At 46.9% G+C, this 21,214-nt stretch carries 24 protein-coding genes; 20 read left to right on the top strand and 4 right to left on the bottom strand.

Translation table 11 applies throughout. From position 1 onward, the window contains the following. Positions 1–39 precede the first annotated feature (39 nt). Positions 40–753: a cytochrome c biogenesis protein CcdA gene (locus MKZ13_RS20105; protein ID WP_127551282.1), complete on the top strand. Its 714-nt coding sequence runs from the start codon at positions 40–42 to the stop codon at positions 751–753. 146 nt (positions 754–899) lie between these two features. Here MKZ13_RS20105 and splB read toward each other — a convergent pair whose 3' ends face one another. Beyond that, entirely contained in the window at positions 900–1,970 is a 1,071-nt protein-coding gene (gene splB / locus MKZ13_RS20100; RefSeq protein WP_076327968.1) for a spore photoproduct lyase, read from the bottom strand. Positions 1,971–2,162: 192 nt separating this feature from the next. Between splB and mntR the strand changes: the two genes are divergently transcribed. The 3 genes from mntR to MKZ13_RS20085 all read left to right on the top strand — a co-directional run bounded on the left by mntR (position 2,163) and on the right by MKZ13_RS20085 (position 5,502). After that, complete coding sequence (gene mntR / locus MKZ13_RS20095; protein ID WP_036614415.1) at positions 2,163–2,591, top strand: transcriptional regulator MntR; 429 nt, start codon at positions 2,163–2,165, stop codon at positions 2,589–2,591. Between the two features lie 209 nt (positions 2,592–2,800). Then, positions 2,801–4,411 (top strand): family 10 glycosylhydrolase, encoded by a 1,611-nt coding sequence (locus MKZ13_RS20090; RefSeq protein WP_339177665.1) that lies wholly within the window; start codon positions 2,801–2,803, stop codon positions 4,409–4,411. An 89-nt stretch (positions 4,412–4,500) separates the two neighbouring features. Continuing rightward, the gene (locus MKZ13_RS20085; protein WP_339177662.1) at positions 4,501–5,502 is read left to right on the top strand and encodes a patatin-like phospholipase family protein; all 1,002 of its coding nucleotides are present in this window, start codon (positions 4,501–4,503) and stop codon (positions 5,500–5,502) included. Between the two features lie 61 nt (positions 5,503–5,563). On the opposite strand, the gene MKZ13_RS20080 is transcribed toward MKZ13_RS20085, so the two are convergent. Together MKZ13_RS20080 and MKZ13_RS20075 are read right to left on the bottom strand one after the other, a co-directional pair. Continuing rightward, positions 5,564–5,896, bottom strand: a complete 333-nt coding sequence (locus MKZ13_RS20080; protein WP_036614407.1) for a hypothetical protein — start codon at positions 5,894–5,896, stop codon at positions 5,564–5,566. A gap of 5 nt (positions 5,897–5,901) precedes the next feature. Continuing rightward, positions 5,902–6,894, bottom strand: a complete 993-nt coding sequence (locus MKZ13_RS20075; RefSeq protein WP_017687576.1) for a DUF1385 domain-containing protein — start codon at positions 6,892–6,894, stop codon at positions 5,902–5,904. A gap of 213 nt (positions 6,895–7,107) precedes the next feature. Here MKZ13_RS20075 and MKZ13_RS20070 point away from each other — a divergent pair, with 213 nt between their 5' ends. From MKZ13_RS20070 to MKZ13_RS20050, 5 genes are all read left to right on the top strand, one after another. Then, positions 7,108–7,686 carry a YqhR family membrane protein gene (locus tag MKZ13_RS20070; protein WP_339177658.1) on the top strand — a complete coding sequence of 193 codons (579 nt, stop codon included), beginning with the start codon at positions 7,108–7,110 and terminating at the stop codon, positions 7,684–7,686. Positions 7,687–7,762: 76 nt separating this feature from the next. Further along, positions 7,763–8,206: a type II 3-dehydroquinate dehydratase gene (gene aroQ, locus MKZ13_RS20065; RefSeq protein WP_339177656.1), complete on the top strand. Its 444-nt coding sequence runs from the start codon at positions 7,763–7,765 to the stop codon at positions 8,204–8,206. A gap of 39 nt (positions 8,207–8,245) precedes the next feature. Then, positions 8,246–9,319, top strand: coding sequence for a Xaa-Pro peptidase family protein (locus MKZ13_RS20060; protein ID WP_339177654.1), 1,074 nt, complete (start codon positions 8,246–8,248; stop codon positions 9,317–9,319). Positions 9,320–9,631: 312 nt separating this feature from the next. Beyond that, complete coding sequence (gene efp, locus MKZ13_RS20055) at positions 9,632–10,189, top strand: elongation factor P (RefSeq protein WP_017687580.1); 558 nt, start codon at positions 9,632–9,634, stop codon at positions 10,187–10,189. Positions 10,190–10,379: 190 nt separating this feature from the next. Beyond that, on the top strand, positions 10,380–11,633 hold the full coding sequence (locus MKZ13_RS20050) for an aspartate kinase (protein WP_047843625.1): 1,254 nt from the start codon (positions 10,380–10,382) through the stop codon (positions 11,631–11,633). An 85-nt stretch (positions 11,634–11,718) separates the two neighbouring features. On the opposite strand, the gene MKZ13_RS20045 is transcribed toward MKZ13_RS20050, so the two are convergent. Next, positions 11,719–12,468, bottom strand: coding sequence for a 2-phosphosulfolactate phosphatase (locus MKZ13_RS20045; protein WP_339177650.1), 750 nt, complete (start codon positions 12,466–12,468; stop codon positions 11,719–11,721). Positions 12,469–12,732: 264 nt separating this feature from the next. Between MKZ13_RS20045 and spoIIIAA the strand changes: the two genes are divergently transcribed. The 11 genes from spoIIIAA (at position 12,733) to MKZ13_RS19990 (ending at position 21,159) form a co-directional block, all read left to right on the top strand. Further along, positions 12,733–13,737 carry a stage III sporulation protein AA gene (gene spoIIIAA, locus MKZ13_RS20040; RefSeq protein WP_036674989.1) on the top strand — a complete coding sequence of 335 codons (1,005 nt, stop codon included), beginning with the start codon at positions 12,733–12,735 and terminating at the stop codon, positions 13,735–13,737. Next, on the top strand, positions 13,730–14,248 hold the full coding sequence (gene spoIIIAB / locus MKZ13_RS20035; RefSeq protein ID WP_339177647.1) for a stage III sporulation protein SpoIIIAB: 519 nt from the start codon (positions 13,730–13,732) through the stop codon (positions 14,246–14,248). Before spoIIIAA ends, spoIIIAB begins: the two co-directional genes overlap by 8 nt. Before the next feature lie 29 nt (positions 14,249–14,277). Then, positions 14,278–14,481, top strand: coding sequence for a stage III sporulation protein AC (spoIIIAC, locus tag MKZ13_RS20030; RefSeq protein ID WP_017687585.1), 204 nt, complete (start codon positions 14,278–14,280; stop codon positions 14,479–14,481). Between the two features lie 32 nt (positions 14,482–14,513). After that, positions 14,514–14,903 carry a stage III sporulation protein AD gene (gene spoIIIAD, locus MKZ13_RS20025; RefSeq protein ID WP_017687586.1) on the top strand — a complete coding sequence of 130 codons (390 nt, stop codon included), beginning with the start codon at positions 14,514–14,516 and terminating at the stop codon, positions 14,901–14,903. Positions 14,904–14,923: 20 nt separating this feature from the next. Then, a complete protein-coding gene (gene spoIIIAE, locus MKZ13_RS20020) occupies positions 14,924–16,114 on the top strand; it encodes a stage III sporulation protein AE (protein WP_036614387.1) in 1,191 nt (396 codons plus the stop codon). Between the two features lie 31 nt (positions 16,115–16,145). Further along, the gene (gene spoIIIAF, locus MKZ13_RS20015) at positions 16,146–16,976 is read left to right on the top strand and encodes a stage III sporulation protein AF (RefSeq protein ID WP_339177644.1); all 831 of its coding nucleotides are present in this window, start codon (positions 16,146–16,148) and stop codon (positions 16,974–16,976) included. A gap of 15 nt (positions 16,977–16,991) precedes the next feature. After that, on the top strand, positions 16,992–17,630 hold the full coding sequence (gene spoIIIAG, locus MKZ13_RS20010) for a stage III sporulation protein AG (RefSeq protein ID WP_339177643.1): 639 nt from the start codon (positions 16,992–16,994) through the stop codon (positions 17,628–17,630). A 66-nt stretch (positions 17,631–17,696) separates the two neighbouring features. Beyond that, positions 17,697–18,527: a SpoIIIAH-like family protein gene (locus MKZ13_RS20005; RefSeq protein WP_221822122.1), complete on the top strand. Its 831-nt coding sequence runs from the start codon at positions 17,697–17,699 to the stop codon at positions 18,525–18,527. A 140-nt stretch (positions 18,528–18,667) separates the two neighbouring features. Beyond that, the gene (accB, locus tag MKZ13_RS20000; protein WP_221822234.1) at positions 18,668–19,132 is read left to right on the top strand and encodes an acetyl-CoA carboxylase biotin carboxyl carrier protein; all 465 of its coding nucleotides are present in this window, start codon (positions 18,668–18,670) and stop codon (positions 19,130–19,132) included. Between the two features lie 55 nt (positions 19,133–19,187). Then, positions 19,188–20,531, top strand: a complete 1,344-nt coding sequence (accC, locus tag MKZ13_RS19995) for an acetyl-CoA carboxylase biotin carboxylase subunit (RefSeq protein WP_036614375.1) — start codon at positions 19,188–19,190, stop codon at positions 20,529–20,531. Between the two features lie 217 nt (positions 20,532–20,748). Then, positions 20,749–21,159 carry an Asp23/Gls24 family envelope stress response protein gene (locus MKZ13_RS19990; protein WP_017687593.1) on the top strand — a complete coding sequence of 137 codons (411 nt, stop codon included), beginning with the start codon at positions 20,749–20,751 and terminating at the stop codon, positions 21,157–21,159. Positions 21,160–21,214: the final 55 nt, after the last annotated feature.

Below are 21,214 nucleotides of genomic sequence, written 5' to 3'. Positions count from 1 at the left end.
AACAAGCACGAGAGCCCGGGGAAGGGAGACATCCGCTTCATGCCTGATGTTAATGTATGGATGGCTTTTGTAGCAGGTTTGGTCTCATTTATATCACCATGTTGTCTTCCGTTGTACCCATCATACCTCTCCTACATTACAGGTATGACGGTGCAACAATTGAAGGATGACCGCAATCAGCGAGAAGTCCGTTTTAAGACGATGACGCACACGCTGGCGTTTATTTTAGGCTTCTCGGCTGTATTTTATTCGCTTGGCCTGGGTGCTGGACTGTTTGGCCAATTTTTCAATGATAACCGAGAACTGATTCGGCAATTGTCTGCGATTTTAATTATGCTTATGGGATTATTTTTGCTTGGTGTGTTCAAGCCACAGTTTCTGATGAAGGAACGCAAGCTGGATATGAAATGGAAACCAGCAGGCTATCTGGGCTCTTTTATATTTGGCATCGGTTTCTCAGCAGGCTGGTCGCCGTGTATTGGTCCCATTCTGGCAACAATCATTGCTATGGCTGCAAGTGAGCCCACAACCTGGCTGGCGTTGATTACAGGTTATACGGCAGGGTTTGCCATACCGTTTTTCATTTTGGCCTTTTTCATCGGTTCGACACGCTGGATCTTACGGTATTCCAATGTCATGATGAAAGTCGGGGGAGCATTAATGTTGTTTCTTGGCATATTGCTTTTTACAGATCAGATGACGAAGATTACGATCTGGTTGCAGCAGATTACACCAGACTGGATGATCATTTAAACGGATGAACTGAATTTGAATTTAAAAATGCACGACAAAGCAGGCTACATGTTACCAGAGTCAATCTGGGTCATGTAACCTGCTTTTTAATCGTTTGTTAGGAATGTTTTTAACTGCATATGATTTTGGGCAATCCTGTTGTTCGTTTAGGTGAAGTAATCAATATTGGCTAGTGGGAAATGTTCAAAGATCCGTTCCGTAATGAATTCGCGCAGCGCATCTTGCTGGTCATCCTTATACACATACTTGTACTGACCCCAGCGGCCCCATTTCATCTTACGTTTCTCAATATCCATCTCCAACTTGGTTTTAGGATAACGTTTCTCGATGGTTGCTTTGGCCGTTTTGGTAAAACGGTGCTGGATCATCTCAAAGGTAAGATCCTTGGTTGCTTCTTCTGGAAGCGTATCTGCCAGCTTCTGCAAAAGATCCGAGTATCCTTCTTCCCAGCCTTCATACCACATGATCGGAGCGATAATGAAGCCCAGGGGGTAACCGGCGTGTGCAATTTTACCAGCAGCTTCAATGCGTTCCTCAAATCTGGAGGTAGCCGGTTCAAAGTTTTTGATGACATAATCCGAATTGACACTAAACCGGATACGGGTGTGGCCGTTATGTTTAAGGTTCAGCAACGGATCAACGTGATGATATTTGGTTACGAAGCGCAAGCGCCCATATTCTTCTTCCGCCATAAAACGGATCAAGTCACTTAAATTCTCCGTGATATGCTCGAGTCCTACGGGATCAGACGTACAGGCAGCTTCAAACCGTGTGATTTCTGGCGCGCGTTCTTCAATGTATCCTTTTGCAGCCTGAATGATCTCCTCGGTATTAACATAGACACGGACATAAGGTTTCGCACCAAGAGTAGTTTGAAGATAACAATAATGGCAGTGCCCCATACAGCCAGTAGAGATGGGAATGGCATATTCCGCTGAAGGTTTCGACTGGTCGAACTTAAGTGTTTTGCGCACACCAACGACAAGAGTACGCTTTGCCATCCGATATTTTTCTTGTTCGGTTTCACCCGGCAAGTTTGTGATTCGGTTATGGGATGTGGTCATCTGATAAGGTATGTTTTTGGATGTGACCCATTCCATAATCCGTTTGCCTTTATCATATTCCAACGCACCGGGTTCAAAATACACCAAATCGGGAATAAAGGGTTTAGTGCCTTTTGCTTTACGAACTGGCGGTGAGGCTACACTTGTACTCACGAAATCACTCCTTTCGATGCGGAACTTTGTTTAGTTTGCCTCGTATGGGGAGAAGTCACGCCTGCCAATTACTTGTGTAACAGCGCGCTCCGAACTGTGCAGGACTTGCCAATGCGTATTGATAACATGTATCATTATAAGATAGGGACCAGGCACGAATAGGGGCCGGTCAGAGAGAAAAGAGGGAAGCAGATGCCAACGCCCAGTATGGAAGATTATTTGGAGCGTATATACAAATTAATTGATGAAAAGGGCTATGCTCGTGTGTCTGATATAGCTGAAGGACTGGAAGTACATCCTTCATCGGTGACGAAGATGATCCAAAAGCTGGACAAAGACGAGTACCTGATCTATGAAAAGTACCGCGGACTGGTGCTTACGCCAAAAGGCAAAAAGATGGGCAAACGTTTGATGGAGCGCCATCATCTGCTTGAACAATTTTTGACAACGATTGGTGTTCAGGAACAAAATATCTACAATGATGTTGAAGGCATTGAACATCATCTGAGCTGGGACTCCATTACATGCATTGAGTCCTTGGTTGAATACTTCCGTCAGGATGAGAGCCGGTTGCGTGACCTCAAAAACCTTCAGGACGTCATGAGTAATACGGAGTCTTAAGTTTCAGCAGTGGAATACACATGGTGATATACAATGAATCGTATCCCGTGATCAAAGGATGCTTCTTGCCGTTTCAATGGCAGGAAGCATTTTTTTGTTTGTATTCACACCATAATTTGGTGATTTTCGCAACTAAACGAACGGTAGGAGCGTCTATTAAACTAGTAGAATTTACCGCAAATTTATAATGATTTTGGAGGACTGCACTAATGAACGTTCGTAAAGGATTGATGCTGCTGCTCATTTTTGTACTTGGATTACAGACAGCAGGCATGACGGCACAAGCGGCCGGGCAGAAGGAAATCGCTATTTTTCTAGACAGCAACCGTTTGGAATCGGATGTATCACCCTACATCTTGCCCAAAGTAAATGTAACGATGGTGCCTCTGCGTGTTATTAGCGAAGGACTGGGTGCGTCTGTTCTATGGTCTCAAGCTACTCGTACCGTGACCATTAAGAAATCCGATTCGGTCATCTCTATGACGAGCGGACGCCAGCAGGCGACGGTGGATAACGCTGTAGTTGGTCTGGATGCATCGGTCGAATTGAAACAGGGTCGGGTCATGGTACCCATTCGATTCGTCAGTGAGAACCTGGGCATTCGAGTGAACTGGAATCAGGCTGCCCAGACCATTGATCTGTACACAGGAGACGAATCAGTCCCAACTCCTGAACCAACTCCGGTAACCCCAGCGGAGCCTGAAGGCACGGGCACTGTACCAGCTTCTGAAGAGATGCGGGGAGCCTGGATTTCCACTGTGAATGGAGACTGGCCTACATCCGGTGCCAAGGGAAATGTGGAGAAGCAAAAACAGGAGTACACGAAACAGCTCGATACGTTGCAAGGTATGGGCATTAATGCCGTATTCGTTCAAGTGAGAGCCAACGGGGATGCCATCTATCCTTCAGGTCTGGTACCTTGGAACAGCGTATTGACAGGAACACAAGGTAAAGATCCAGGTTATGATCCCCTCGCGTTTATGGTTGAGGAAGCACATAAACGAGGCTTGGAGTTCCACGCTTGGTTTAATCCGTTTAGAGCAACGAACTCAGCGAGTACATCGAACTTGGCTGCAAACCACATCTCGAAGCTTCATCCCGACTGGATTGTGAATGCATCCGGCAAATTGTACATTAACCCGGGCATCCCGGAAGCCAGACAGCATATTATCGATACGATCATGGAAGTGGTCAATCAGTATGATATTGATGGCGTACATCTGGATGATTATTTTTATCCGTCCAATGTGACTTTTAATGATGATGCAGCCTTCAAAACCTATAACACATTGAATACCAAAGACCGTGCTGAATGGCGTCGGGACAATATCAATCAGTTCGTTAAGCAGCTCGGGCAGAGTATTCACAGCGTGAAAGCTAACGTTGAATATGGAATTAGTCCATTTGGTGTATGGCGTAACAAATCTGTTGATCTGACAGGTTCTGATACCAAAGCAGGAGTAACCGCGTATGACAGCATGAATGCAGATGTGCGGACATGGATTAAACAAGAGTGGATCGACTATGTCGCTCCGCAGGTGTATTGGAGTATGACACTGAGTGTAGCCCGATACGACAAAGTCGTGGACTGGTGGGCGAATGAAGTGGCTAACACAAATGTAAAATTGTATATCGGCCACTCACCTTATAAGTTAGGTACGCCAGAGATTGGCTGGCAGACATCACAGGAGATCATCGATCAGCTGAACTACAACAAGAAGTATTCTTCAGTAAAAGGGGATATATTCTTTAGTTCACAATACCTGACGAAGAATCCTCTCGGCTTGATTGCCAAATTAAAAGCCTACTATGGTCTATAAAACATTTTAACAATACAGTGATAAGACAAACCCTTGTTCTCATAGAGTGGCAGTAGAAATGTGGCTGCCTGGAGAACGGGGGTTTTGTTGTGTTAATTAACGCGGTGTTTGAAGGTGGAGGCGTGAAGGGAATCTCACTTGCGGGAGCTGTGCAGGGTGCTCAAGACTGCGGCATTCAGTTTAATCGAGTGGCAGGCACATCATCCGGTTCCATTGTAGCTGCTCTGCTAGCGGCCGGTTACAGGGCCGAGGAGATGAAAGTCATTATTGAGAATACCCCCTTTGTTTCATTGCTGCGTCGTTCCCCCATATTTAATACCCGATGGATCGGACCGGCAGCAAGGCTGTTCTTGAAGAAAGGTTTGTATTCGGGGGAGGCGCTGGAATCATGGATTCGCAAGATGCTGGAGCAGAAAGGGATTCGCACATTCGCTGACTTGCCGCAAGGCAAGTTGCTTATTACGGCGTCCGATATATCCAATGGGACCATTCTGGTGCTGCCGGACGATATTCGGCGGTTCGGCATTGATCCTGCCAAGCTGGATGTTGCAAAAGCGGTGCGTATGAGTTGCAGTATCCCGTATTTTTTCGATCCGGTAGTCATACGCAAATCGCCGGTATTCTCCAAAGGTTTACCTTTTCAAGATCAGTTCGTTTATGTCGTGGATGGTGGATTGCTTAGCAATTTTCCGTTGTGGCTCTTCGATGGTGATCGCTCGGAACGAGGAGGAGACGTTATTCCGGTTGTTGGATTCAAAATGGTGGGGAAGACGGAAGTAGAACCCGCCCGGATTAAAGGACCGCTAAGCATGCTTCAGGCCCTTGTGGAGACGATGCTCACAGCACATGATGAACGCTACATCGAACAGATTAACCGGTTTCGGACAGTGAAGATCCCAACGCTTGGCATTAAACCGACGCAATTTCATTTATCGTTACAGGACAGCACAGCCTTATATCGATCAGGCGCTACCGCAGGGAGCGAATTTTTCAACGGATGGAATATGAAAATGTATGATGAACAGCTGGATAAACAAAGAAAAGAATTGCGCAAGAAACAGGCAGAAGCTCCACCTCTGATCCCTGTATAAACGTGAAAAAAGCAATTCTCCGGAAGTTGGGAGAACTGCTTTTTTGGTTGTTCAGTAGCTTTTAGTGAAATTTCGGTATATCTTCATCGCTTTTACCTTTTTGTCCTTGAATCACTTGGAAAGGATAATCCTTACGTTTCTTTGAAGAGCCGCTGCTCTTTCTGGCACTGGACTGTGCATTAACTTTTGCCATGGTTCGTGCCGATGGTTTAATCTTCGGTGATTTGGTTTTGCTTGCCCAGCGACGAGGCGGATATTTGTACAGCAGGAATACGGCTCCGAACACGACCAGAGGAATAATGATCCTGGATGGACTAGCGTTCCCCAGCCAAGTCAAGACTCCAACAGCAGCTAGTGCGATGAACGTCCAAAATAAGATTGCCTGCTTGTTCATATCATTCACCCTTTCACAGGATCGAGTGTTGCAACAGGTACTTCTGACATAGCAGAGACATTGGCAAGCTTGGCATCCAACTCACGCATACGGTTAAACGAAGCAATGGAGACTTCTACCTGTTCGTTGGTCGGTTCTTTTGTTGTCAGCAATTGCAGCCACAATCCCGGGTATCCGAGATAACGCAGTACAGGAATATCACGTACCGAATTCGTGAGCTTTAACAGTTCAAAAGAAATGCCTAGCACAACTGGCAATAACAACAGACGCTGACCCATCCGTTCCCAGAGGTTATCGTACGTGAATAGGGAGTATAGAAACACTCCAATAATAACAGTCAACATAATGAAACTGCTTCCGCAGCGGTAGTGCAGTCGGCTGTACTTTTGCACGTTCTCCGGTGTCAGTTCTTCACCAGCTTCATGTGCGCTGATTACTTTGTGTTCCGCTCCATGATACTGGAAGAGACGTTTAATCATCGGCGTCTGTGAGATTAACCACAGATAAGCGAGTAACAGGATCAGCTTAATGCCGCCTTCCAGTAAATTATGCAAAAACTGATTGTCGAATGCATTTTTGAATAGAAAATTCTCGATAACAACAGGAAGCAAAGTGAGCACCACTTTACCAAAGAGGAATGAAAGAATGGCTACGGCGGTCACACCAATAATCATGCTAAGGCTCCAGCCCGAACCTTCTTTCTCTTTTTGCTTGGCTTTCTCTTCCGGTTCCAGTTCATCATCAGCATAAGCGTCAGCAGAATAATTAAGATGTCTGCTACCTTTAACACTTGAATCTATAATGCTGACAATTCCGCGTAATAAAGGAATCCGCCGCAATTTCGTGACCCAGGACTTGTCTTGCTTGGGAACTTCCAGATACGTAATTTCGCCGTCTTTTCTACGAACAGCTGTAACGTTGACATGTTTCCCACCGAACATTACGCCTTCAATGACAGCTTGCCCCCCATAGCTGACAGGCTTGGATTGTTGAGGCAAATTATTCACCTTCCTATTCTGTTCTAAGCCTTCGCGATCAAAGGCAGTTTAATAACCCTATTGTATCGAATTTTAAGCGCAATTTCTAGTTTGTGAGTCAATCCTTGAAGGATGTTGTTAAGATTGCCCTGTTTTGAACATACTACCTCGTAGAATCAGGCAGAAAATTCGAGGCATAGTACGGGATTATCAACTGAATGAAGGAGAATATCGATGACAGAGCGTACGCATGAAGATACATCGCGAGATGAAGGCCAACGTCCGAAAGAACGGCAGCAAAAAGACAGGGGCAGGCGCCCTACCCAGAGGCAAGGTCAAGCTCACTACTACACGAAGCCATTTTCCTTTGCGTTAGAGCTTGGCTTCTTTGCCGGTTTTATCTGGGGCGGGCTGCATTGGCTATTCTATCTGCTGCATTTTACGATTGTACCTGTCGGATTTCTGGCCGAGCCTTTTTTCAAACATGAATATATATATACCGCAGCTGGACATTTGACAGGCTGGTTGTTTTTTATCGTTTTTTCCATATTGGCTTCCTTGCTCTACACGTTCACGATTAGAAAATTAAAAGGACCGGTACCCGGCATGGTGTATGGAATTGTCTGGTGGCTGATTCTCTTTATACTGGTAGGACCGAAACTCGGGATGATGAAACCTTTGAACGGTTTAACGTGGGATTCGATCATCACGGAACTCTGTTTCTTTTTGCTATGGGGGCTGTTCATTGGTTACACGGTAGCCATGGAGTACACGGATGAACGTAAACGCGAGCCGGAGCAAGCGGGGGCATAGCGCAAAAAAGCTTCTCAATCCGGCAATGGCTGTGTTAAAATAGCAGATGGTTATTTGCAGAGAGGGTGGAGCAGCGATGAAACGAATTATTGTGATCAATGGTCCGAACCTGAACATGCTTGGTGTACGTGAACCGGGCATCTATGGAACGCTTAGTCTGAAGGATATTGAGGACAAAATTCGCAGACAGGCTGATGAAATTGGCGTCTCCATCGCTTTTTATCAATCGAACCATGAAGGGGACATCATTGACCGCATTCATGCAGCGATGGGTGAGGTAGACGGAATAATACTGAATGCCGGAGCATTTACCCATTATAGCTATGCTATACGTGATGCAATCAATGCTGTAAAAGTCCCTACGGTGGAAGTACATCTATCCAACATTCATGCACGCGAAGCGTTCAGACATCATTCAGTGATTGCAGCGGAAACAATCGGGCAGATTGCCGGATTTGGTGAAGTAAGCTATGAACTGGGATTGCTGGCTCTTGTGCGTCATCTGGACAAACAAACCTGAGCCGGGAACCCGGGAATGTGAGAGAAAGAAGGGTTACCGATGGAAAACAAACGAGTAAATAAGTTGCGTGAAGCCATGCGTGAGCGTGAACTCACAGCAATGCTGATTACAAACCCGATTAACCGTCGTTATATGACGGGTTTTACAGGCTCTGCGGGATATGTGCTGATTACGGAACAGGACGCATATCTGCTGACTGATTTCCGTTATATGTCTCAAGCGCCTCAGCAAGCCAAAGGCTTTACCGTTGTTGAGCATGAAGCTAAGCCGATGGATACTGTGCGCGAACTACTGGCATCCGCAAATATCAAAGCAGTTGGCTTCGAGCAGGATAGTGTTACTTTTGGCACGCACTCCGCTTATGCTGAAGCACTGCAGTCTATTGAACTGAAAGCTGTATCCGGGATTGTGGAACAACTTCGTATGTTCAAGGATGAAGACGAGATCGCGGTTATGCAGAGAGCAGCAGATCTGGCGGATGCTACGTTCAGCCACGTTTTGCAGTTTGCAAAACCAGGTATGACGGAGCGTGAAGTGGATCTGGAGATGGAGTTTTTCATGCGCAAGCATGGAGCAACGTCCTCTTCGTTTGACACCATTGTAGCATCGGGTGAACGTTCTGCTATGCCTCACGGTGTAGCGAGCAGCAAGGTCATCGGACAGAATGAGTTAATTACATTTGACTTTGGTGCACTTTTGGACGGATACTGTTCAGATCTGACACGTACCATTGCAACAGGCACACCAGTACCTGAACTGCGCAAAATTTATGACATTGTACTGGAAGCTCAGTTACATACGCTGGAGAACCTGAAACCGGGCATGACCGGACGGGAAGCAGATGCATTGGCTCGTGATATCATTGCAGGTCACGGATATGGAGATCAATTCGGACACAGCACAGGCCACGGTCTGGGTATGGAAGTTCACGAAGCTCCTCGCTTGTCCAAGCTTAGCGACGATATATTGAAACCGGGTATGGTTGTTACCGTTGAACCGGGTATATATATTGATGGGCTTGGCGGCGTGCGTATCGAGGATGACGTAGTGATTACCGAGACGGGTATTCATATTCTCACGAAGTCGGACAAGAAGTTCACCGTAATCGGCTAAATTACAGCCACAGGGATATAAGACGATTTTTAATATAAAGGTACAGGTTATTGCTGATTGTTATGGACCATTGCAAAAGTAGTGAAGGGAGCGGAATCGATTCTGAAGAAGCGAAGCGCTCGCCTTTGTCTCCTCATTTTAAACCTTATTAAAATCTAGTCGGGAAAATGAGGAGACAACAGCGATCGGAGGAACGATCCGAACCCGTAACGGTCACATCGCACATGGTCATCAATTCAGAATAAACCCACCTTTACATTAACCCATCGTCTTATATCACCTACTTTTTAACCATATCAGGAGGGATTTTTTGTGATTTCAGTAAACGATTTTAAAACAGGCTTGACCGTGCAAGTAGATAACGATATCTATACCGTGCTTGATTTCCAACACGTTAAACCAGGTAAAGGCGCTGCCTTCGTACGTTCCAAATTGAAAAACCTGCGTAACGGTAACACCGTTGAAAAAACATTCCGTGCAGGCGAAACGATTGGTCGTGCCATCATCGAAAACCGTGGCGTATCCTACCTGTATGCAAGCGGTACAGAGCACACGTTCATGGATAACGAAACATATGATCAGTTCACATTGACTAGTGATCAACTGGAATGGGAATTGAACTTCCTGAAAGAAAACATGGTCGTTAAGATTGTTAGCTACCAAGGTGAAATCCTCGGAATCGACTTGCCAACAAGCGTTGAGTTGAAAGTCATCGAGACTGAGCCAAGCGTTAAAGGTAACACTGCACAAGGCGCTACCAAAAATGCAAAAGTGGAAACAGGTTTGAACGTACAGGTTCCTTTGTTCATTAACGAAGGTGACGTTCTCCTGATTGACACACGTGAAGGTAAATACTCTTCCCGGGCGTAACTTTCACAAGCTGTAAGCTAATAAACGGTATTAACAACCCTCTGCCATTCCTTTGGCAGAGGGTTTTTTCGAAAAAAGATTAGCCTATCAGGCGCTTTCGTAATATACTGGGTTAAAGTCATTTCTCGTAGAGAATAATGACGATGGACATTAATTATGCATACTGCACAAGGTAGGGAGTGGATTTGCGTTGTCATTGTACGTCATGAAATTTGGGGGCAGCTCGGTCGGAGATACAGAACGCATGAAGCGTGTAGCCGGACGTGTTGTAGAAAAAGCTGATGAAGGACATCGGTGTGTAGTTGTGGTTTCGGCCATGGGGGATACAACAGATGATTTGATTGATCAGGCAAAACAACTGAATAGTGATCTGCCTGCTCGTGAGATGGATATGCTCTTAACGACAGGAGAACAGATTTCGATCTCCTTATTATCGATGGCTATTCAAGCGCTTGGACGTAAGGCAGTATCGTTTACGGGCTGGCAAGCGGGATTCCGCACAGAGCCGGTTCACGGAAAAGCACGTATTCATGATATTCAACCTGACCGTGTGAATGCAGCACTTGCCGAGGGCAACATTGTTATTGTTGCAGGCTTCCAGGGCATGACGGAAGACGGCGAGATCACAACGCTGGGTCGTGGTGGTTCGGATACAACAGCTGTAGCGCTGGCGGCAGCCATTAAGGCTGATGCGTGTGAGATCTATACGGATGTAGACGGAATCTATTCTACGGACCCGCGGATCGTTAAGGTTGCGCGCAAGCTGAAGGAAATATCCTATGACGAAATGCTGGAACTTGCTAATTTGGGAGCAGCGGTGCTGCATCCGCGTGCAGTAGAGTACGCGAAGCATTCCGGTGTACCTTTAATTGTAAGATCCAGCTTTAACCATAATGAAGGAACGGTTGTGAAGGAGGAAGCAGCAATGGAACAAGGCGTAGTGGTTAGTGGTATTGCCTATGACAAAAATGTGGCTCGCATCAGTATTCTGGGTGTGCCGGATGTACCAGGAGTTCTGGCCGAAGTATTTGGTGCGCTTGCATCCAATCAGCTGGATGTGGACATTATCGTTCAGAGCGGTGTGATGGATGGCAAAGCGGACTTCTCTTTCTCTGTGGCGCTGTCTGATCGTGAGAACGCATTACGTGTCATTGAAGGCCTTCATAGCCGTTTGCCTTACCGTGAAGTCACATCAGAGGAGAACCTCGTTAAAATCTCCATTGTTGGCGCAGGCATGGTCAGTCATCCTGGTGTAGCTGCGAAGATGTTCAAAGTCATTTCCGCTGAAGGCGTGAGTATCAAGATGGTGAGCACTTCCGAGATCAAAGTATCTTGTGTTATTGACGGAGATAAGCTGCATGACGTCATTAAGGCATTGCATACAGCATATGATCTCGACACTGCGGAGCAAGCCGTTATCGGTGGACCTCAAGATCGCAGATAAGTATTTGCTATGTATGTAAATTAGCAAAGGTGTACTGTTGCCAACGGGCAGCAGTACACCTTTTTTGTTGTTCTCATATTAATTCTCACATCAACTTGAACATCTTTCCGCCGCGTATGCCTCTATAAGGTTGCATGAGGTTCCCCTCCCCCATCTCGGGAACACAATCCAGCAAGTTTAATTGAGAACAATATGAAATGTCATGAACTCTGCCCAACTTTTCAAGCCTACGCCCGCTAACAGATCCCTTTACCAACTCCGGGATGCTCTCCTGACATTGGGATACCGCTTGATGAAGTACCATGCCGAGATCGTTTAGTTGGAGGGGAGAACAGGATTGACGGTGCAGTTCTTCGATGATACATCCAGCACACAAGGCGTCCTCCAGTGCAAATTCATCCTGATTCCCCGCACATAACAGCAATACATCTCGTTGAAGTTGGCAGAGAACTGCTGCGACAGCCCTGACATTGAGTAATGATCCAGCTAGTACATGTTTCGCCCTAGAAGCTTTAATCAAGGCTCGGGTTCCATCGGTTGTGGTCAGTATGATCGTTTTATCTGCAATGTCCTCAGTCATATATTCATAGGGGGAGTTTCCCACCTCGAATCCGGTGATTTTTTTGTCAAAACGCTCCCCACCTCGAATGCAATCTTTCACTTCCATTTGTTTGGCTTGTGGAACGGTCTCTACGGCAATCACAGCCGAAGCGTCATACGCCAGAGCCGTAACAATTGTACTGGTCGTACACAATACATCAATGACAACTGCACTTCGCCCTGCAATATCAATAGTACGTACTTCATTCACATTGCCAACGACATCAACTCGCACTCCCCACAACTCCTTTCTTTATCTGGGGATCGGTAGTTCTGTTTTGAACCGAAATGGAACTTACCTATCTCCAATTACTATATGCATGCACATCTAGACGGGTGCCTAGAACAGAAGGTGCATCTATGGTTTCAAACTCTCAACCGTATTCTGAAGAATTGATAGATTTCAGCGTCATAAATTAAATGTACAGGCATAAACTTGAGATATGAACAAGCGCCAGAAGTGTGAACCAAATGATCTCAAGGTTGGAGGAGCCTACTCATGAAGGTGAACTGGAGGGAACTTTTTCCGGAACCGATCCGAACCATTCTTGGAAGAATGCCACCCGCTCTATTGGAACAAGTGGAGGAAGTACGTATTCGTGAAGGCAGACCCCTGGAGATTAATGCAGGCAACACATACCACTTCCTGACACCTCAAGGTTGTCCGACCGGGAATCCTGAAGAAGCGTATGTTCCTCAGAAAGAAGTGACGCACAGGTTGCTGGATCTGATCAGTAACCATTCACTTTATACATTGGAAGAGGAACTGCGTAAAGGGTTCATCACCATACCTGGGGGACATCGAATCGGGCTTGCTGGACGAACGGTGCTAAGCGGTGGGCGTGTCGAATACCTGCGTGACATTAACGGGTTTAACGTTCGGGTAGCCCGTGAGGTACATGGAGTGGCTGATCGTATCCTTCCTTATCTTCTCGATATGAAGAGCGGACAGGTCCTGCACACGTTGATCCTATCACCACCACAACAAGGGAAAACGACGTTGCTACGAGATCTGGCGAGACAAATTAGCAGTGGTACAAAGCTTACAGGGGGAACTGAACTGGTTCAGGGAATACGTCCGCGTCTGAAAGTGGGCATTGTGGATGAAAGGTCCGAAATCGCTGGTAGCTACAAAGGAGTACCTGGCTTCGACGTAGGTCCCCGAACAGATGTGATGGACGGTTGTCCGAAGGCTGAGGGCATGATGATGATGCTTCGCTCCATGTCACCCGATGTCCTGATTGTGGACGAGATTGGTCGTCCGGAGGATGCCGAGGCGGTGATGGAAGCCCTGCATGCAGGAGTCTCAGTGATTGCGACTGCGCATGGCCGTGACCTATCAGAGCTGTCGGCCAGACCCGCCCTCAGAACCTTGATTACGGAGCAGATGTTTCAACGTTATGTCCAACTGCAACGGACGAGCCGGGGCATGACCTTTCGGCTGGCTGATGGCAAAATGCGTGGGTTGCAGCAGACCGGGGCAGGAGGTGAAGCCTTTGGTTAACATGTTTGGTGCGGTAATTATTCTGTTAGCCAGCACCCTCGCCGGTTTTTACAAGGCCAGACAGTATGCATTAAGACCGAGACAGTTGCGAGAACTCATTGCAGCCCTCCAGCGATTAATGACGGAGATTAACTATGGGCTCACTCCACTTCCTGATGCCATGGGCAAGATGGGAGCACAGACCAAAGAACCTGTAAAGACGCTGTTCCTTCATGCAGCTTCTCAGATGGAACCTCCTCATGGACTCACTGCCCGGGAAAGTCTGCAGTCAGGCGTAGATCTGGCGTGGGGAAGATCGGCCATGAAGGCTGACGAGAAGGAAGTGATGCTGCAATTAAGCTTCAGCCTTGGCACAAGTGACCGTCAGGATCAGACCAAACATATATCGTTAGCCATTCAACAACTAATGCATGAGGAATCACGCGCCCAGGCCGATCAAGTGAAATATGAACGAATGAGCCGAAGCCTCGGGATGCTTGTCGGAGCGTTAATCGTCATTCTGATCTTCTGAAATAGCCGGGATAGTGAGGTGCCAAGGTCATGAATCTAGAAGTGAACGCAATCTTTCAAATTGCGGGTATCGGAATCATCATTGCCATGATTCACACGGTACTGAAACAAATGGGAAAGGAAGATATGGCTCACTGGGTGACCGTAATCGGATTTGTCGTTGTATTGTTCATGGTGGTCCGTATGCTGGACAGCCTGCTACAAGAGATCAAATCGATATTTCTTTTTCAATGAAAAACGGTCATAAAGCCGGATGGTGGTGACCTGTGGAAATTATTCAAGTTGTAGGTTTGGCGCTCATCGCAACCGTGCTCATTCTGGTCATTAAGGAACAGAAACCGATGTTTGCTTTTCTGATTGCTGCCGCGACTGGCATTGTCATCTTCATGTTGTTGATTGGCAAAATCGGTGCAGTCATCGAAGTGTTGAAGCGACTTGCCGAGAATTCAGGCATGGAAAGCATTTATCTGAAAACAGTGCTGAAAATTATTGGCATAGCGTACATCGCTGAATTTGGCGCGCAGATTGTCAGGGATGCAGGCCAGGAGAGCATTGCGTCCAAGATCGAACTGGCTGGTAAGGTACTGATCCTTGTACTTGCTATACCGATCATCAGCATTATTATCGAAACCGTCATGAAGCTGATGCCGGTGTAGAAAGGGCGTGCGGACTTCATATGAAATCAATGCATCATAAGCCGCAGTGGCGCCTTACGGTTGTGCTGATGCTCTGTTTTCTGTTTGGTATCCTGGGACAGGTTACTGCAACCTCGCCTTCCGGTGAGTGGATGGAGCAGCAGGCCGATCAGCTTCCCAAGGATCAGGTGGAGAAATACTGGGATCAACTGATGCAACAATACGGTGGTTTCTTCCCGGATGGGAAGACCCCTTCCTTCATGGATATGTTAATCCCCGGCAATGAAGGGTTCAGCCTGAAATCGGTGTTTGTGGCGATCGGAACCTTCATGCTGCATGAAATTTTATATAATGGCAAACTTCTGGTCACGATTGTGATGTTAAGTGTACTCAGCATGATTCTGGAGACGCTTCAGACCGCATTTGAGAAAAATAATATTAGCAAAATCGCCTATTCCATCTGTTATATGGTCATCATCATCATTGCAATTAACAGCTTCAGTGTGGCGATTGGATACGCCAAGGATGCCATAACTGGCATGATCAACTTCATGATGGCCATGGTTCCGTTGTTATTCACACTGCTTGCGTCCATGGGTAATGTCATCACCGTCTCGGTGACACATCCACTCATCATTTTCATGATTCATCTGGTGAGTACTTTGATTCACTTGCTGGTATTCCCGTTACTCTTCTTCTCGGCTGTACTGCATCTCGTCAGTTCATTGTCTGACAAGTACAAGCTGACACAGCTGGCAGACCTCCTGCGCAATATTAGTGTGGCACTGCTGGGTATCCTGCTGACGATGTTTTTGGGTGTAATCTCGGTGCAGGGAGCATCGGGATCGGTAGCAGATGGGGTCAGCCTGAAGGCCGCCAAATACATCGCAGGCAACTTTGTCCCTGTCGTGGGCAGAACATTTGCGGATGCGACGGATACGGTAATTACAGCTTCTTTACTTGTCAAAAATGCAATTGGACTCACCGGGGTGATCATCATTTTGTTTCTATGTGCTTTTCCGGCACTCAAAATCCTGGCTCTTGCCTTGATATATAACGTAACTGGTGCCATTATGCAACCGCTAGGAGACACCCCGATTGTAGGATGCCTCCAGGCCATCGGCAAGAGCATGATCTACGTATTTGCGGCGCTCGCAGCCGTCGGGCTGATGTTTTTCCTGGCCATTACCATCCTGCTGACCGCGGGCAATCTGACTGTCATGATGCGCTGAATGTATGTTGGCAAGAAAGGGGATGGAAAGGATGGGGTGGCTGAGCAACTGGCTCCAGGAATTGATTATGATCGTTCTGCTGGCGACCTTTGTGGATATGCTGTTGCCCAATCGATCCATGGAACGTTATGTCAAGCTTGTGCTGAGCCTTCTCATCCTGCTGACCCTTTTATCCCCCATAACCAAGCTGCTCAAAAGTGATCCGGTTGGCGAACTGAAACGGGCAATGTCGGCAATGGATGCTCCAGCGGATGGAAATGCAACACTCGAACAGATATTAGCTCAGGGCAAGCGGCTGCAATCCAATGAACAGGAACAATCCTTACAATGGACAGCCAAAGAACTGGCTAATGTCATGAAAGGCCAGATTGAAGAAACAACAGGAGCCAAGGTGCGGTCCGTAGAGGTACAGCTGACCATGAGTAAATATGAAACCGAGATGGAAGCTGCCTCATCAGTCGAACTGCCTGTAATCCAGCGTGTATTGGTCGAGATGGCCGGAGAGGGTGCAGGAGGAGAAGTGAAGGCAGGGCAGCAAGAAATCGCTGCAAATACACAACCCATATTTGGTACAAACACAGAATCCGAGAAGAATGAAACACATCAAATACAGAAGCCCATCCAGATCGGTCAGATTGAAGTGCCTGATGTACAGATTGATGTGAGTAGAGAGCAACGTGATGGAAATGAAGCGTCTTCCGAACCTGTTATACGTGATCAGGCAGATGAGACGAAGCAGCAAGGTGAGACATCCACAAGGTCCGAACATACGGTGCAGATTATTACATTGTTGACTGAAAAGTGGGATGTTGATGCGAACAACGTTCAAGTGACAGAACCCAAAAGTGCTGAAGTGCTCTGAGAAGGAGGGTGTCCGATGAAACAATGGTTTAAAAAGATGGAAACCTGGATGGGTGTCGGAGAGGGTGGGGCAAGACGCAGTCAAACCTTCCGCTGGCTTATTATTCTGGGTTTGATCGGGGTGGGAATCATGCTGTTCAATTCCTTCGTCAATGTCAAAAAAATTGATTCCGAAAATATCGGTCGGGAACCACCAGACCCGTCAACATCCATGGCCTCCATACAGAGTGATCCGTCAGAACAGAATCCTTTTCAGGCGATCGAAATTGCATTTGAAGACAAAATCAAAGGTGTGCTGGAAAACATTGTTGGTGTGGGAACGGTTGATGTGATGGTTACCGTGGATTCCACAGAAGAATTGGTCGTTCAGCGGAACGTGAAGGATTCTCAGCAACTTACCGAAGAAACGGATGCTAGCGGGGGCAAACGACATATGACGCAATATACCCGTGATGGCGAGATTATTACGTACGAAATATCAGGGGATCAGACACCTATAGTGACCAAAAAGCTCAAACCGCAGATTCGTGGGGTGCTTGTGGTTGCGAGGGGTGCAGAGAACAAGGTTGTGAAGGACCTGATAACCGATGCTGTGGAAAAAGGACTGAATGTGGCAGCCTACCGGATCTCGGTTGTACCGCGCAAACAAGACTAATCTGATGTGTTGAATCACAAGATTCAATTCTCATAAGATTGAAGCCAATTTGAGGAGGAAGTTCTAATGAATAACAAACGTCAAACGGTATGGCTCGTTTCCATGCTGAGTCTGATGGTCATTTTGTCCGCGTATTATCTGTTCACTGAGGATTCCGGTCCAGTCAACGCGCCGGTGGCTGACAGTCAGCAAGTGGATGGAATCAAGCAAGGGGAAGCCAAGGAGACGGCAGGCATTCTTGATCCTACAGAAGGTTTGGTTGTGAATGAAGTAGTGAATAGCGGCGAAGTTGAAAGTGATCCAAATGCGGCTGGCGCTGTGGAAGAACCGGCGGCTACGGAAGGTAAAGAAGCTGGAAATGCAGAGAAAACACCTGCTGTCGAACCAGGCGAGAATAAGGGTGAGGCAGGCAAAGAAACCAACAAAGAGACCGACAAAGGCGCAACAACTACACCCGAGACAGACGGTCAGGCAGGCGGCACCGCTACCAAGACAGATGAGGAAGTCCTCAAGGAAATGGAAGAGCAGAATACGACAGCATCTGCAAGCAGCCAGTTCCAGAACTACCAGTGGCAACGTGAGGAAAGCAACAATCGCAAGTATGAGGAACTGATGACCGTGGCAGGTGATCTGAGCAAAACGCCAGAGGAGAATGCCAAAGCAACGGAGCAACTCCGTACACTGGAAGAAAAAGAAGCTAAAATCACTGGCATTGAGGAGACGCTCTCTCAACAGTTCGCTAATGCGATCGTTCAAGAAGATTCCGACAAGTATAAAGTTGTGGTCCTCAGTGACAAACTGGATGTAAAACAGGCGGTATCCATTGTGGATCTGGTGATGAAAGAATTGGCGGTTTCACAGAACAAAATCAGTGTGCAATACGTCACAGAACAGTAATCCAAAATGATGGAAATGCAGTCCCGGGAGCTGGTTGTACTCTCGGGCTCTTTCCATTTTTAATGATTATGATATAATACATAAAGCCATATGACCGTCCTAGTGAGACTGGCATGATGCCGAAGGAGTGAATAATGGAAATGTTTAAATTGAGTGAGATCAAAGAACTGATTAAACTGGTAGATGAAAGTTCCGTTCAAGAGTTGGAAATTGAAAATGAAGGATCACGGTTATCAATCCGCAAACCGGGCAAAACGGAGTATGTTCAAGCAGCTGCTGTGCAACCGCAAATGATTGCTGCTCCGCAAGTACAGCCGGCCGCAGTGGTAAGTGAAGCTGCACCGCAGGTCGATACTACAAGTCATTTACATAAAATTGTATCTCCGATGGTAGGTACTTTTTACAGAGCTTCCTCGCCGGAAGTGGGTCCTTTTGTGAGCGCTGGTGATAAAGTTGTTGAGAAAACAACGGTATGTATCATCGAAGCTATGAAGCTGATGAACGAGCTTGATGCGGACATCAAGGGAGAAATCGTTGAAGTGCTGGTTGAGAACGGACAGCTGGTCGAGTATGGGCAGCCCCTTTTCCTGGTGAAACCGGAATAACCGTTATAGCTGGTTAACAGCTAACCGCATGAGCTTCGAAGGAGGACAAAACGAAATGAAATTTCAAAAAATACTGATTGCGAACCGTGGAGAGATTGCGGTACGTATTATTCGTGCCTGCCGTGAAATCGGCATCTCAACGGTAGCCGTCTATTCGGAAGCGGACAAGGATTCTCTGCATGTTCGTCTTGCAGATGAGGCTTATTGTATCGGACCGACACTGTCTAAGGACAGTTACCTCAACTTCACAAACCTGATGAGTGTAGCTACGCTGACGGAATGTGATGCAATCCATCCTGGATACGGTTTTTTGGCGGAGAATGCTGATTTTGCGGAAATTTGTGAGTCTTGCAATATTACGTTTATTGGACCTTCTCCTGAAGCCATCACCAAAATGGGTGACAAGGCTGTTGCCAAACAGACGATGAAAGATGCAGGTGTACCTGTTATTCCTGGATCAGACGGCCTTGTTGAAAATATGGATGAAGCCATCATGATTGCTAGAGATATCGGATATCCTATCATTATCAAAGCTACTGCTGGTGGCGGAGGTAAGGGAATTCGTATTGCCGAAGATGAAGAAACGCTGATTAAGCAGATTACCGCTGCTCAGCAGGAAGCACAAAAGGCATTTGGCAATGCAGGTGTATATCTGGAGAAATTCCTGACAGGCATGAAACACGTGGAAATTCAGATCATTGCTGATAAACACGGAAATGCAGCACATTTGGGAGAACGTGATTGCTCGGTTCAGCGTCGTCGCCAGAAATTGGTAGAGGAAGCTCCATGTCCGATTCTCTCCGAAGATGTGCGTACACTGATGGGTGAAGCTGCGGTACGGGCTGCCCTTGCTGTGGATTACTCGGGAGCGGGTACATTGGAGTTCCTGCTCAGCCCGAACGGCGAGTTCTATTTCATGGAGATGAATACGCGTATTCAGGTAGAGCATCCGGTAACTGAGATGGTTACTGGCGTGGATCTGATCCGTGAGATGATCTCGGTAGCTGAAGGCAACCCACTTTCATTCCGTCAGGAAGACGTGGTTATCAATGGCTGGTCCATTGAATGTCGTATCAATGCAGAAGATCCGGACCGTAACTTTATGCCATCCCCAGGCAAAATCGGATTCTACCTTGCACCGGGAGGACCTGGTGTTCGTGTAGATAGTGCTGCTTATCCGGGTTATACCATTTCACCTTTCTATGACTCCATGATCGCAAAATTGATCGTGTGGGGAGCGAATCGTGAAGAGGCGATTGCCAAGATGAAGCGTGCGCTTGGGGAATTTGCGATTGAAGGCATATCCACAACCATTCCTTTCCATCAGAAATTGCTGGAGCACCCAACGTTCATTCGTGGTGACTTTGATATCAAATTTCTTGAGGAAAACGAGATTTAAAAGGTATATTGGGCTTGTTTGTCATAATGTAGCCCAAATGATATAGTATGAATAATAAGAGCGCATGTCTCCTGCAAAGGATAAGCCCGCACCTCGCGGATGTTTGCAGGAGTTCCGGTAAAGCCGGACCGGAAGGGTTCTGAAGGTTGATTAACCTGAGTCCAGCGCCCTGACGGATGGCCGCAAACTTATCTCGCGAAAGGTGTGTTGAACAGTTATGAGTACACTACCGACTGAATTTGAACGAACGGATATCGGTGAAATCCAGATCGCACCTGAAGTTATTGAAGTAATTGCTGGATTAGCAACCCTTGAAGTGAAAGGTGTTGCAGGCATGAGTGGCGGATTCGCTGGCGGATTTGCTGAATTGCTTGGTCGCAAAAACCTTTCCAAAGGCGTTAAAGTTGAAGTGGGCCAACGTGAAGCGGCAGTTGATGTTTCCGTAATTATCGAGTACGGATACCGTCTGCCACAAGTAGCTACGGAGATTCAACAGAACGTGAAACGTTCCATCGAGAACATGACAGGATTGAATGTGAATGAAGTGAATGTGCACATTCATGACGTTCAGTTCAAGAGCACCGAGAAAGTGGAAGAGATCGACCTGAACAGTCAGCGCGTAAAATAAAAGAAGACAGATTCCCCCGGCATCGTCTGCCGGGGGTTATCCCGTCTTGGACAGG

It is taken from the genome of Paenibacillus sp. FSL R5-0701 (assembly GCF_037973995.1).
GTDB lineage: Bacteria > Bacillota > Bacilli > Paenibacillales > Paenibacillaceae > Paenibacillus.
Note: the sequence above shows the minus strand (reverse complement) of the source record. Positions and strands in the feature narration are given on the sequence as shown.